At 64.4% G+C, this 13,354-nt stretch carries 13 protein-coding genes; 2 read left to right on the forward strand and 11 right to left on the reverse strand.

What is annotated here, in order from left to right:
- Both VGQ94_08580 and VGQ94_08585 read left to right on the forward strand, forming a co-directional pair.
- Positions 1–685 (forward strand): hypothetical protein (locus VGQ94_08580; GenBank protein HEV2022572.1); only part of this gene is annotated, 685 nt, incomplete at its 5' end.
- Positions 682–1,638, forward strand: coding sequence for a dihydroorotate dehydrogenase (locus tag VGQ94_08585; protein ID HEV2022573.1), 957 nt, complete (start codon positions 682–684; stop codon positions 1,636–1,638). The genes VGQ94_08580 and VGQ94_08585, both read left to right, overlap by 4 nt.
- A gap of 9 nt (positions 1,639–1,647) precedes the next feature.
- Here the strand turns inward: VGQ94_08585 and VGQ94_08590 are convergent, their stop codons facing one another.
- From VGQ94_08590 to VGQ94_08640, 11 genes are all read right to left on the reverse strand, one after another.
- Positions 1,648–2,112: a nuclear transport factor 2 family protein gene (locus VGQ94_08590; GenBank protein HEV2022574.1), complete on the reverse strand. Its 465-nt coding sequence runs from the start codon at positions 2,110–2,112 to the stop codon at positions 1,648–1,650.
- A gap of 12 nt (positions 2,113–2,124) precedes the next feature.
- A complete protein-coding gene (locus VGQ94_08595; GenBank protein ID HEV2022575.1) occupies positions 2,125–2,457 on the reverse strand; it encodes a DUF5666 domain-containing protein in 333 nt (110 codons plus the stop codon).
- Positions 2,458–2,470: 13 nt separating this feature from the next.
- The gene (locus tag VGQ94_08600; protein ID HEV2022576.1) at positions 2,471–3,091 is read right to left on the reverse strand and encodes a c-type cytochrome; all 621 of its coding nucleotides are present in this window, start codon (positions 3,089–3,091) and stop codon (positions 2,471–2,473) included.
- Positions 3,092–3,268: 177 nt separating this feature from the next.
- Complete coding sequence (locus VGQ94_08605; protein HEV2022577.1) at positions 3,269–4,666, reverse strand: hypothetical protein; 1,398 nt, start codon at positions 4,664–4,666, stop codon at positions 3,269–3,271.
- Between the two features lie 547 nt (positions 4,667–5,213).
- A complete protein-coding gene (locus VGQ94_08610; GenBank protein ID HEV2022578.1) occupies positions 5,214–5,657 on the reverse strand; it encodes a hypothetical protein in 444 nt (147 codons plus the stop codon).
- An 11-nt stretch (positions 5,658–5,668) separates the two neighbouring features.
- Positions 5,669–6,478: an MBL fold metallo-hydrolase gene (locus tag VGQ94_08615; protein HEV2022579.1), complete on the reverse strand. Its 810-nt coding sequence runs from the start codon at positions 6,476–6,478 to the stop codon at positions 5,669–5,671.
- 53 nt (positions 6,479–6,531) lie between these two features.
- Positions 6,532–9,654 carry a CusA/CzcA family heavy metal efflux RND transporter gene (locus VGQ94_08620; protein ID HEV2022580.1) on the reverse strand — a complete coding sequence of 1,041 codons (3,123 nt, stop codon included), beginning with the start codon at positions 9,652–9,654 and terminating at the stop codon, positions 6,532–6,534.
- A 13-nt stretch (positions 9,655–9,667) separates the two neighbouring features.
- Positions 9,668–11,029 carry an efflux RND transporter periplasmic adaptor subunit gene (locus VGQ94_08625; protein HEV2022581.1) on the reverse strand — a complete coding sequence of 454 codons (1,362 nt, stop codon included), beginning with the start codon at positions 11,027–11,029 and terminating at the stop codon, positions 9,668–9,670.
- A 200-nt stretch (positions 11,030–11,229) separates the two neighbouring features.
- The gene (locus VGQ94_08630; protein HEV2022582.1) at positions 11,230–12,576 is read right to left on the reverse strand and encodes a TolC family protein; all 1,347 of its coding nucleotides are present in this window, start codon (positions 12,574–12,576) and stop codon (positions 11,230–11,232) included.
- Positions 12,577–12,652: 76 nt separating this feature from the next.
- Positions 12,653–13,018 (reverse strand): hypothetical protein, encoded by a 366-nt coding sequence (locus tag VGQ94_08635; GenBank protein ID HEV2022583.1) that lies wholly within the window; start codon positions 13,016–13,018, stop codon positions 12,653–12,655.
- A 74-nt stretch (positions 13,019–13,092) separates the two neighbouring features.
- A partial coding sequence (locus VGQ94_08640; GenBank protein ID HEV2022584.1) for a 3-hydroxyacyl-CoA dehydrogenase family protein occupies positions 13,093–13,354 on the reverse strand: 262 nt, incomplete at its 5' end.

Here is a 13,354-nt window from a genome sequence, read left to right on the forward strand (position 1 = left end):
GGGGAAGCAGGTGGGCCTGGCCAACCTGTGGATCGCGCTCTCCGCCGACCACGGCATCGCGCCGCTCCCCTCGTACGCTTCGGGACTTCGCATCCCGGCGGGAACCTTCATTCCCAGAGATGTGAAAGCGCGCGCCAACGCCGCGCTTTCCTCCAAATTGACTCCGGGGCGGGATACCGAGTTCATCACGGCGCTGGATTGGCCCATCGCCTATCTATCCGCAGAGGCTTTTTCCTCGACCAAGCTGACCCAGGCCGATGCGGAGCGCGTCGCCGGCGAAGCGCTGATGAAGGAGAGCCCCGCGGTGGGCTACTTCACCCGCAGCCAGATCGCGCACGGCGAGCTGCCGCAGGATGAGACCGGACGCCGCTACGCCCACAGCGCCTCGCCCTACGGCGGCTGGTACGTCATCCTGGTGCCGCAAGCGTACGTAGTCGGCTATCCGCCCGGCACCGATCACTCCAGCCCCTACACTTACGACACCCACGTCCCGCTGGCCTTCTTCGGAGCTCCCTTCCAGCCGGGAACGTACCGCGGCCACGCCGAGCCGGTGGACCTAGCGCCGACTCTCGCCTCGCTGCTCGGAATCTCGCCGCCCTCGCACAGCACGGGACGGGTCCTGACCGAGGCGCTGGTGCCCGCTACCCAGCGCCCCAGCGCGCAGCCGGGAAAGGCGCCGCGATGACGCAGGCCGCCAATCCGGCTGCGAGCGCGTCCGGCCACGCCGTGGACCTGAGCGTGAGCTTTGCCGGTCTCACCTTCAAGAATCCGGTCATCGCCGCCAGCGGCACCTTCGGCTACGGCATCGAGTTTGAAGACATCGTCGCGCTGGAAAAGCTGGGTGGATTCGTGGTGAAAGGTCTTTCGCGCGAGCCCATGGCCGGCAACCCGCCGCCGCGCATCTTCGAGACCGCCGCCGGCATGCTGAACTCCATCGGGCTGCAGAACATCGGCGCGCGCGCCTTTGTGGAAGAGAAGCTTCCGCTGCTCAACAAGAAGAAGGACATCGTGGTCATCGCCAACGTCTTCGGCTACACCCCGGACGACTACGAGGCCGCCATCCACATCCTGAACCAGGGCGAGGGCATCGCCGCCTATGAGCTAAACGTCTCTTGCCCCAACACCAAGCGCGGCGGCATCCAGTTCGGGACCGACCCGGTGCTGCTGGAGGAGGTGGTAGTCAACGCCAAGAACGCGGCGCGGCGGCCGTTGATCGTCAAGCTCTCACCCAACGTGAGCAGCATTCCGCAGATGGCGCACGCGGCGGAGAACGCCGGAGCGGACGCCATCTCCCTGGTCAACACCTTCGTGGCCCTGGCCATCGACGCCGAGACCCGCCGCCCGCGCATCTCCAACATCACCGCCGGGCTTTCCGGCCCGGCCATCAAGCCCATCGCGCTGCGCATGGTCTATGAAGCCGCGCACGCCGTGGATATTCCGGTGATCGGCATCGGTGGCATCGCCACCGCCGAGGACGTGGTGGAATTCATGCTCGCCGGCGCAGCGGCCGTGCAGATCGGCACCGCCAACTACTGGGACCCATGCGCCACGGAGAAGATCGTGGGCGCGCTGGAGCGCTGGTGCGTGGAGCACCGGGTGAAGAAGATCACCGACTTGATCGGTGGGCTCGAGACCTGAGCCCGCGAATCACTTGCTCGCCGGAGGCGGCTGCACTTTGAAGCTCCAGTCCAACAGCACCAGCTTCCATCCCTCCGCGCGCTTTTCAACCACGTAGACCGACCACAGCACGGCCTCGACCTTCTGGCCGCTCTTGCGGGTCAGGGTCATGTCCGTCCGGGTGTAGCCCCAGCCCATCTGCGGGCTGGCCACGATCTTGACGACCTGGGCCTTCGAGGGCGGCGCGGGCTCCTGGAACTCGGGAATCAGGTGATGATCGCGGAAGTCCACCCAGCCGTCGTTCCGGCCCCCGTTCTCCAATACCACCAGGTCGGAAGCGACCAGAGGCTCCAACTGGGCCACGTTGCGCTCCGCCAGTCCTTGCTCAAACTGTTCGATCACTCTACGCACTTCGGCTTCCGGCCCGCGGTTCTGGCCGTAGAGAGGCATCCACGCTAGAACTACTGCGGCCAATACGATAAGCGGCTTCATCATGTCTTGTCCTTTCTAGTGAGAATGGGGCGTCGCAGCCCGATTGGGGGCGCCGAACCGAACGATGGCTGCGTGGAGCATGTCGCCCATTTGATGGACATCCACCACGACCCGGTCGCCAACCTTCAGGTCGCTGGCCTTGGCTGGCTTTCCGCTCTTGATGAACTTTGTCTCAGAGTCGAAGGACACCGCCTTCGTCTCTTTCTCGAGCGTCTGTACGGTGATGGAGCTGGCTGTCACGGCGGTTACCATGCCCTTCACGTGCTCGCCCGCGCCGTGGGCGAGCGCGAGTCCGGACAAGGCAACTGCCAGAGCTGCAGTCAATGCGATCATTCTTTTCGTTTTCATGGTCTTCCTCCTATTAGTGATGTTGTTTGCTTTGCTGCTTGGTCGGTTCTCTCTTCTGTTGCGGCTCCTGGCCACTCAAAAACTCCTCGGCTTCCCGTTCCTCCTCCATCTCGCGGCGGCTCACGGGATTGTAGTTTTCCATCTCCTTCGCTTCTTCGGGCGTCAGTTCCGGAAGGTGGCGAATGAAAAGAACCAATTTCCAGCTCTCCTCATCCTTGACCGCGTCGCCCCAGGCCGGCATGCCGGTGAGGCGAATGCCGTGGTGAATGATGCCGTAAATCTCGCCATCGGTCAGATTCTGTGTCTGCGCCTGGCGCATGTCGGGAGGCTTGGGATACATGTTCTTGCCGATGGTGGTTTCCCCGCTCCCGTTATTGGCGTGGCAGAGGGCGCAATGGTCCGCAAAATGCGCCCTCTGTTGCGCGATGAGCTCCGGGGTGGCCGTGAATGGATCCCTCGCGTTCTTCATGGAAGCGGGAACGGCCAGGCTTCGCATTGTCCTCGCCACCGCGGCTTCCAATGCAGACGGGTTGTCCCGCGCGCTAAAACCGCGACGGATTGTCACCACACCGAGCCCTAAGAGGGTTGCGAGGGTTACCAATACCGTGGAGGCGACCAGCTTCTTCCTGCGCATGTTTCATCTCTCCTGTGAAGACACGGCTGTGGCTGAAGGCACGTTGACCTCACGCACCGGACCATCCAGCTCGCCCGGCCGGCAGGGCGCTTCCAGGCCCAGTGCGAGAGCTAGGGTTACCACAGTGACTGCCACAGGTTTTTGCATCATCCTCTCCCATGCAATAACTTTGTCGCCTCAGTGGTGATGCTCCATGCGCCCCGGCCGGAAGCGCAGGAAGACGCGAAAGCTCACCGGGTTCTCACCGTACACCGCATCGAGCGCTGAAGGCTTCGAATAGAAGGTTACGTCAGCGCCCACTCCCATCTGCATCTTGGCGTTCTGCACCAGGTCCCGGATGCCACCGAAGGTGTACCCGCCTACGCGGAACTGCGGACGCGGAAGCGGAACCGCGGGAAACAGCTCGTCCTTGTCCACCAGCTCCAGACGCGTGTAGGCGTAGTTCCTGGACTTGAAGTTCACGATGGATTCCAGCAAGTAGCTGTTCTGCGTGGTGTTTTTGAGCTGCTTGTGATTGCGCCCCCAGATGAGCGAGGTCGCCCAGTTGCCGCCCGTGAGCGGCCGGTTGTAACTGACCGATGCCGTCTGGCGATTGGTATCGCCCGGCTCCCCGGCGTGGATCTCCTGGTCATGGATGTGGCCGTAGCTGTACTGCAAACTCCAGTCCTTCGAGGGACGCACGCTCACCCGCGCCGACCAGGAGTCGAGCGGGCCGAAGTCGATGGTCTGGCGCACCTGGTCGGGCTCGCGTCCGTTAAAGACGGAGACTTCGCCGCGCACTTTGCCCACCGTCAGCCCGGTGGTGATTACGCCCGCGGTGATGTGAGTGGCGTCCTGCAGGTGATGGCTGAGTGGCGCCGACGGGATTTCCGCCGCCGATCCGCGATGCATGAACGCCACCGGGCCCAGCGCCGGCTCGCCCACCGGCGCGCCGTAGATGTGCCAGCTCACCTTCTTCGAGATGGGCACCGAGTACAGCACGGAAATCTCTCCGAAGAGGTCGTGCGGATGCTGGTGGTCTACCAGCGGCTGGTTGCGATAGGTCTCGCCCGTCTGGAAGAGCTGCGGAAAGCCCGGATGCGGCACGGTCAGCGCCTCGGCGGAGAACATCTGGCGGAATTCGATGGTCCCCGGGCCCAGCCGGTGCTGCTCCATGAACATGGCCCAGTTCATGGACTCGAACTTGCCCGCGCCCCGCGGCCCGCCCTGGTGGTTGAAGGTGAGGAAGAGATTGCCGTGCGCCATCAGCGTCCATTTCGCGCGTTCGGTCATCCACATGTAGGCGGGGGTCGAATCCGGCTGCCAGGCCGTGCCCGAGGCCATGCGGTGCGGCTCGCGTGCGGGCTTCGCCGCCTGCTCCATCCCCGCCATCCCCTCATGCTGATGCTCAGGCTGCGCCTCCGGCGGCTTCTGCGGCGGCTCTTCCTGCTTCTTCTGCGGATCCGGTGGCTTGGGCTGCTCCTGCGCCGGCGGCGGAGTGTGCTGGTGCTGCGCGTGCTCCTCGCCATCCGGCTGGGTTTGAGCGAAGGCCACGGCGCACAGCAGCAATCCTGGCAATAGATACCTGAAATTCATGATGTCCCTTCCTTCTCAGAATGTGTCCAGAGGCGCGCGCATAATCCTGTAGCGCGCTCGTGCAAAAGGAAATTCAGCGAGAGGAAGGGAGCTAGATACGGAGGGGTAGAGCCGAATGCAGGTGCGGGCTTGGGGGTGGGGAAGTCGCGGCCTCTGTTTCCGAGATTCCCTCGCAGGCGAATCCCACCGGAGATTGCACAAACACGCCGGCTGCGTTGTCCCTCGGCAAGGCAGCACTGGAGTTCTTCCCGGCCGCATCCTGCACATGCCCGGAGCAGGCCTGACGTTTAACCGACACCGGCGCCTCCGGCTGGGAGTGGGGATACGACTTCATCTTCATGTGATGAGCGGAGTGGTGAGCGGCCATCATGGGCTGTGCAGGTTGGTCAGCGGAATGGCCTGGATGCTGCCGAGCGGCGCACAACTCAGCGCACGACGCGGCGGCGGTGAGGTTTCCCGTCATCGCCACGATCAAAACCAAAGCCGTAAATGTTCTTGCGAAGCGCAATCGAATGCCTGACTCCAGGAAGCGGGGCTCGCTTCCCTGTTAGTTGATCTTTACCTTGAACTCCTCCGGGATGCGGTCGCGGATCTCTTGCGGCAGGCTGTCATGGATGCGGCGCGCGCCCAGCTTGGCGGCGTCCACCATCACCAGCGGCGCCGGAGTGGCGATGGCCACGGCGATCCACACCACGCTGGAGAAGGCGAAGCCGCACAGCGCGGCAATCTGCAGCAGCAGCGCGTGTTTGGGATCGAGGTAGCGGATGGCGCCGAAGGCCACCAGGAACATCCCCGCCGAGATGGTGGTGACCACGATCAGGCCGACGTCGATGGTGCGGTGCAGGCGCAGCCGCGCGCGGCAGCGGGCGCAGCCCGCCAGGTGTTTTTCATAATCGCCGCGCATCTCGGCCGCGATCCCGGAGATATCGTACCGCCATCCCGCCAGAATCTCTGCCACCACGCGGTCCGTGCAAGGCTGATTGATGACCATATCGTTATCGTTTACAGATGAATAGATTCCATCGGCTGACTTTGGGATGCCAGCAGCAGCCGGTTGCGCATCAGATCCCGCTGCGGGCCCAGGGCCTGCTCCGCCGCTCTCCGGGCGATCTCGGGATGGTTGTTCTGCTCGGAGAGATGCGCCAACACGACGAACGCAGCCCCTCCATCATAATCGTTCGTAAAGAATTCCGCGAGGGCGTCATTGGAGAGGTGGCCCACGCGGCTCATCACCCGCTGCTTCACCTGCCAGGGATAGGGCCCTCCGCGCAGCATCTCCAGGTCGTGGTTGGACTCGATCATCAGCCCGTCGCATCCCCGCAGGTGCTCGCGCACGTTCGGCGGCAGATATCCCAGGTCGGTCACCAGACCCAGCTTCACTCCTTCGAGGCGAAAGGTGAAGGCCACCGGGTCGGTGGCGTCGTGCGGCGTGGTGAAGGGCGTCACGGTGATGTCGCCCACCACGAAGCTGTGCCCGGAGGAGAAGGATTCCATCCGCTCCAGCCTGGGAGGTTGGTGGTCCTGCGCGCTCTGCCGCCGGTCGCGCACCCAAGCCTCGCGCGTGTCCGCGGTCATGTAGACCGCCGCCCGGGTCTTGCGCGCCAGCACCTCCAGTCCTCCCACATGATCGGAGTGCTCGTGGGAGATGAGGATGGCGTCCAGCTGTTCCGGCTCCTCCCCCGCGGCGCGCATGCGGCGGAAGGTTTCGCGGCAGGAAAGCCCGGCGTCCACCAGCAGGCGCGTGCGCGCGCTGGCCACCACCGCGCTGTTTCCCTTGCTCCCGCTGGCCAGGACCGTGAGCCGCGCCGCCATGTCAGGAGAATAGCCGGAACGGGCGCGGAGCGGGGAGTGGCGCGCAAGTAACCTCACGCGCCCGTCTCGGCCTTGCGGATCTCGCGCTCCCGTAGCCAGGTAAAGATCACAGGCGTCACGATCAGCACCAGCAGCAACGAACTGACCATGCCTCCCAGTACGGGCGTGGCCAAAGGCTTCATCACCTCCGCGCCCGTGCGCGTGGACCACATGATGGGAAGCAAGCCCGCCACCACGGTGGCCACCGTCATCACTTTGGGGCGGAGTCGCAACAGCGCACCCTCCATCACCGCTTCCTGCAGACTTTCGTGGGTCAGTGGGCCTGTGGCCGCGACCTTGCGCGCCACCGCCTCTTGCAGATAAATCACCATGACCACGCCGGTCTGGACCGCCGTGCCAAACAACGCGATGAACCCCACCCATACCGCGACGGAAAAGTTGTAGCCCAGCAGCTTCAGCAGAACGATTCCGCCCGAGAAGGCGAACGGAACCGCAAGGATAACAAGGAAGGCTTCCCTCCACGACCGGTAGGTCAGGTACAGCAGCAATACGATGATGACCAGAACCACGGGAATGACGACTTCCAGGCGCCGCTTGGCGCTGATCTGGTTCTCATACTGGCCGCTCCACTCCACGTAATAGCCAGGCGGGAGCTTTACGCGCTCGCCGACCGCGCGTTTGGCCTCTTCCACGAAGCCGCCGGCATCCCGGCCGCGGACGTTCATGAGCACGGTGCCACGCAGCAAGCCGTTCTCGCTGGAGATCATGGAAGGGCCCATGGTCACGTGGATGTGCGCCAGTTGTCCCAACGGGATTTGAAGTCCATTGGGTCCGGGGACCGGGAGTTGGCCCAGGCTCTCGGGATCCTCGCGGAAATCGCGGGCATAGCGGACGCGCACGGGGAAGCGCTGGCGGCCCTCGATGGTGGTGGTCAGGTTTCTGCCGCCGATCGCCGTCTCGATCACGTCCTGGACGTCGCCCACGCTGATGCCATAGCGGGCGGCGGCGGTACGGTCCACCTGAATCTCCAGATACGGGGCTCCGGTGATGCGTTCCGCATAGAGATCCACCGCGCCCGGGACCTCGTGCAGAACGCGCTCGATCTCGACCGATTTCTGTTCAAGGGTGGCCAAATCGCTGCCAAACACCTTCACCCCCACCTGGGTCCGGATCCCGGTGGAGAGCATGTCGATGCGGTTGCGGATGGGCTGTGTCCAGATGTTGGTCACTCCCGGCATGCGCAGTTTTTCGTTCAGCCGCTCGAGGATCTGGTCTTTGGTGGTGCCGGCTGGCCATTCTTCCTTCGGCTTGAGCGTCACGATGGTCTCGGTCATGTTGATGGGAGCCGGGTCGGTGGGGGTGTCGGCCCGGCCGATCTTCCCCACCACCAGGCCGACCGCCGGATCCTGGGCGATGATGCGGTCCTGTTGCCGCATCAGCTCGGTGGCTTTGGTCAGGGAGATGCTGGGATCGGTGATGGGCATCCACATGGCGCTTTCCTCGTCCAGCGGCGGCATGAACTCGGAGCCGATTCCGCTGGCCAGCCACAGCGAGCCCAGAAACAGCAGCAAGGCCGAGGCCAGGGTGGCGAACCGGTGCCGTAGCACCCAGCCCAGCACCGGCTTGTACAGTCCCTGCAGCACGCGCATCACTGGATTGTCCTCTTCCCGGTGCAACCGGCCGCGGATCAGGAAGGTGCACAACACCGGGACCAGCGTGACCGCCATGAAGGTGGAGCCCGCCATGGCGAACGTCTTAGTGAACGCCAAGGGGTGAAACATCTTGCCTTCCATCCCGGTCAGCGCAAAGACCGGGACGAAGGCTAGGATGATGATGGTCATGGCAAAGAAGATCGGCCGGCCGACCACTTTCGCCGCGTTCAGCGTGATCTCCCGGATCTGCGACCTGTACTCGCCGTGTTCCTCATAGTGCTGCTCGGCGTGGCGGATCACGTTTTCGGTCATGACGATTCCCGCGTCCACCAGCACGCCGATGGCGATGGCGATCCCGCCCAGCGACATGATGTTGGAGGAGATTCCGGCCTGGTTCATGAACAGGAACGAGATCAGCACCGCCAAGGGAAGCGGGAGGGTGACGATCAGGATGCTGCGGAAATGCCACAAGAAAATAATGTGCGCCAGGGTGACCAGCACGATCTCTTCAATCAAAGCCAGCCGCAGCATGGCCACCGCCCGAAGGATCAGGCTGCTGCGGTCGTAGAAGGGCACGATCTTGACGCCGGGAGGCAGGCCGGGCTCCAGGGCCCGGATCTTGGCCTTGACCGCATCAATCACCGCCAGGGCGTTGGCGCCATAGCGGATGATCACCACTCCGCCCACCGCGTCTTTGCCATCTTTGTCGAGCGCGCCGCGGCGGAACTCCGGGCCCAGTTGCACGGACGCGACGTTGCTTACATAGACGGGCGTGCCGCCGTGGGCGTCGAGCACGATGTTTTCGATGTCCTGGACGGACCGAATCAGGCCCATGCCGCGCACCACCAGTTCCTGGTCGCCAGACTCCAAGACCTTCGCGCCCACGTTGAGGTTGCTGCGCTCCACCGCCTCGAAGACCGTGCGGATGGGAAGGCCGTAAGCGCGCAGCTTCACCGGATCCACGTCAATCTGGTACTGGCGCAGGAAGCCGCCAATGGTGCCCACGTCAGCCACACCGGGGACCGAATTGAGTTGATAGCGGACAAACCAGTGCTGGATGGAGTGCAAGGTGCCGGAATCGTAGGGCCCGTCCACTGTGTACCAAAAGACCTGGCCGACTCCGGTGGCGTCCGGACCCAGCGTGGGCGTGGCCCCGGCGGGCAGGTAACTGGAGGCGAGATTCAGCCGCTCCAGCACCCGCGTGCGGGCAAAGTAAACGTCCACGTTGTCTTCGAAGATGATGTTGACCATGGAAAAGCCAAAGGCCGAGGCCGAACGCACGGTTTTCACTCCCGGCAGGCCCTGGAGGTTCACGGTGAGCGGATAGGTGATCTGGTCCTCCACCTCCTGGGGGCTGCGGCCCGGCCAGTCCGCGTACACGATGACCTGGTTCTCACTCAAGTCCGGGATGGCATCGATGGGAGTGCGGAGCAGTGCCCAGTATCCCCACCCGGCCAGAACCGCGTAGATCAGCAGCACGAAAAAGCGATATCGCAGAGACAACTCGATCAGCCGGTTAATCAAGGCCCGCTCCTTCCTACTTGGCGCGCAGGTTCGTCCTGTACACGGCCACACGCTGCCCGTTTCGATTCACTTCCACCGTCACACTCCACGAACCCGCCGTGGGAACCGTCATGCTTCCGGAGTATTGCGTCCCGTCCCACTTCAGCTCTGTGGACTGCCGCATCTCCGCCATGCCCATGGCAGGCATCGCGGGCATGAGCAGCGTCACGCTCACCTGAGCGTCCCCGACGGCTTTCCCGCGGGGATCGGTGACCGACACGTGAAAAGCAGCCTCCGCTCCTCCGGTTGCCGGGTCGGGCACGGATCGGAAGACCACCTTGAGCGCCTCTCCTGGCCCTGAGGAAGCCTGAGGCGCGTTTGCCGAGAATTCCTTCGAGCCGCCGAACATGCCCGCCATGCCCCCGGTCAGGCGCGTCTGCGAGTCGATCAGGAAGCTGCCGTGGGTGACCACGCGCTCGCCCTCCCGCACTCCCGACAGGACGGGGTAGAACTCCTGGTCTGCGGCTCCCAGTTCCACCTGGCGCGGTTCGAAGACACCGCTTCCCCGCGCAACGTAGACCAGCTTCCGCGTCCCAGTATCGAGCACCGCAGAGCGAGGCACGGCCAGGACCTCCTGCCCCGCGGAGCGGGCGAGCGATGCGTGGACGAACATCCCCGGGCGCAGCCGCAGCCCGGGATTCGCAACTTGAATGCGTACCGCCACCGTGCGCGTCTGGGGGTTGAGCGTGGGCTCGATGAAGTCCACGCGCCCGAGCAGTTTGCCGGGCAGCGCCTCGGCGGTGACCTCCACCGGCTGGCCCGCACGCACGCGCGCCAGGTCCGATTCATAGACATCCGCCTTGACCCACACCGTGCTCAGGTCGGCGACGGTGTAGAGCGCATCTCCCTCTTTGACGTACTGACCCAAGACCACCTTCCGCTCCATCACAATGCCGCTGACGGTCGAAGAGATGGTGATTTGAACCGGCGGATGATCCGCCCTGGCAATCTCTTGGATCTGTTGCGGCGACAGGCCCCAGAGCTCCAGACGGCGCCGGGAAGCCACCACCAGGTCGCGGGCCTGAGCCTGCGCCTCCGGCCGCCCCTGGGAGCCGAGCCGCTCCAGGCTCTCCAGCGCCAGCCGGTACTCCTCCCCGCTGGAGGCGACTTCGGGGCTGTAAATAAGAGCAATGGGCTGTCCGCGGCGCACGGCTTGCCCGGTGAAGTCCAGGAATAGCTTGTCGATGCGCCCCCCGACGCGCGAGCTGATGCTAGCGAGTTGGGTCTCCGCTTCTTCCACTCTTCCCACCGTCAGCAGCGAACCGGCCATGGTTCTCAGGCGTACCTCGCTGGTTTCGACGCCGATGGCTCTCTGCTCGGCGTCGCTGAGTTCCACGGTGCTGCCCGGTTCCGAGGTCGAAGGCAGGTTCCCGGCCGGTTCCTGATGACCCCCGGCAGGAGCGGAGGCCGCCGGGGCGGCTGCGACCGGAGGGCTGCTCGCAGGCCGCGAGCGCATCCACATCGCTGCTCCGAACACAATCGCACCCACAAGAAACACCAGCAAAGCAGTTGCGGCGACTCTCTTGTTCGGGAAACTCATGGCTTCACCTCCGCGGTCGTCTCGGCTGCGGGCGCCCGTGCGGGCAGGGGTGCGCCCACGGCGCGCTCCAGATCGGCCCGCCGCTCTTCAAACTCCGAGAGCGCCCGGAAGTATGCATACTCCACGTCCAGCGCCGCGTTCTGGCTGTCGAGCAGGTTCAGGAAATCCGTGCGATCGTTGCGATAGGCGGCCACCGCTGCTTTTAGGGAGGTCTGGGTCTGCGGCCGCAGGGTGTCGCGATACAGCTCCACCATCTGTCTTGCCGTTTCCGCGCGAATCCGGGCTTCCTGAATCTCGCGGAAAACCAGAACACGCCGGTTCTCGTATTCTGCTTTCCAAACGGTGTGCTCGGCCCGCGCCTCGGCGATCTCCGATTCGTGGCGCCGGCGATTGAACCAGGGCAGGGTGAAAGAAAGCTCTGCCATGTAGGCGTTGCGGAAGGGAGAGGCGGCGGGCTGCAGCATGTATCCAAAGCCCAGGCTGTAGTCCGGAGTGTAGGCTTTGGCCGCCAGCCGGACCTGGGTCTCGCTGCGCTGGATGGCCACAGAGGTGGCCAGTAGCTCCGGACGATTCTCCAGCGCCACGCGTTGCAGCTCGGCGATGGCGGGAAGATCTCCCGGCACGGCGTACTCGCCCACGACCTCCAGAGGGCCGCCCGGATCGCGTCCCAGAAGAGCATTGAGCTCGACTCGCGCCAGCCGGCCCTCCTGCTGCAACGTCAACAGATGCTCGACCAGCCGGGTGACGGCGATTTGAGCTTTCAGCAAATCCTGCTGCGGCACCCGGCCCACGGTGTACTTGATGCGGGCGGCCTCCATCCCCTGCCGCGCCAGCGCTACCTGCTCCTCATGCAGACGCAATTCCTCGGAGTTCCGAAGCAGGCCATAGAAGGCGGTGCGGACTCTGGCCGTGACCTCGCGCTTCTTGGCCTCCAGCACGGCTTTCGCAATGCTTACGCCCTGCTGCGCGATCTGGGAGCGCAGCGCCCGCTTGCCCGGCCCGGGAAAGGCCTGCGTCACCGCGAACATGTTCTGCGCTTGATTCAGGTTCCAGGGTTCGCGCAGGGGGACGCCCCAGCCGCGATACATGAACGAAGGGTCGTCCAGTGCTCCCGCGGCGGGGACGCGCGCTTCGGCGACGCCCGCCCCCCGGGCCAGCACCTGGATCTCCGGATTCGTTTCCAGGGACGCCGCCTCAAGCTGTTCCAGCGTCATGGCGGGAACGTCCGCTGGATGCGTCTCATGTTCCTGAGCGGGCGGCGTGGCTGCCACCGGGAGCGGCGCCTGCGCGCCAGCCGCAGCCCAGGTCAACAATAGAAAGACAAGAATGCAAGCAGACTTCATGTTTCCTCCACAATTCCACGGATCGACACTTGTTTCGAGGCGCACCAATGCGCCTTCGCGGAACCTGCGGAGGAAACTAGATTCTGAGGATGGTAGTGGCGCCGGGAGCGGGGCCAGGCGGTGAGGGACTAGCGAACGAGCCGGCCGGAATCAGCGTGCCGGGCAGACCCCAGCTTCCCTCGTGGGAGCGGAGTTGCGCGACTACAAGCTCGGGGCGCAGGTCATGGCCGCGCGAGGCCAGCGGCGATTGATCGTGCTTCACAGACTTCATGCAGCAGGAGTGGGAGGCTTGCATTTCCTCCCCGCACTGGGGAGCCATCTCCCGGCAGCAGGCCTTCTCCTCTTCGGTGAGTTGTGAATCCGGCAGCAAACAAGCCGCAGCCGGTCCGGACCCCCACGCAATCAGCATGACGCCGAACGTAATGGCCCGCAGGCAGCGCATCTCTGTAAGAGTATACGCCCTATCCCGGTGCAGGCGGCGGTGAGGACAGTCACTCGCCCCAGGGATGGCTGGATTCAGTACTTGTAGAAGCCGCGGCCGGACTTTCGCCCCAGCCATCCCGCATCCACCATCTTGATCAGCAATGGGCAGGGGCGGTACTTGGGATCGCCCAGGTCGTCGTGCAGCACGCGCATGATGTCGAGGCAGACGTCGAGGCCGATGAAGTCGGCCAAGGTCAGCGGGCCCATGGGATGCGCCATGCCCAGCTTGAAGACCTCGTCCACCGCTTCCGCTGTGGCCACGCCCTCCATCACCGCGTACATGGCCTCGTTGAGC

The sequence above is a fragment of the Terriglobales bacterium genome, assembly GCA_035937135.1.
Lineage (GTDB): Bacteria > Acidobacteriota > Terriglobia > Terriglobales > Acidobacteriaceae > DASYVL01.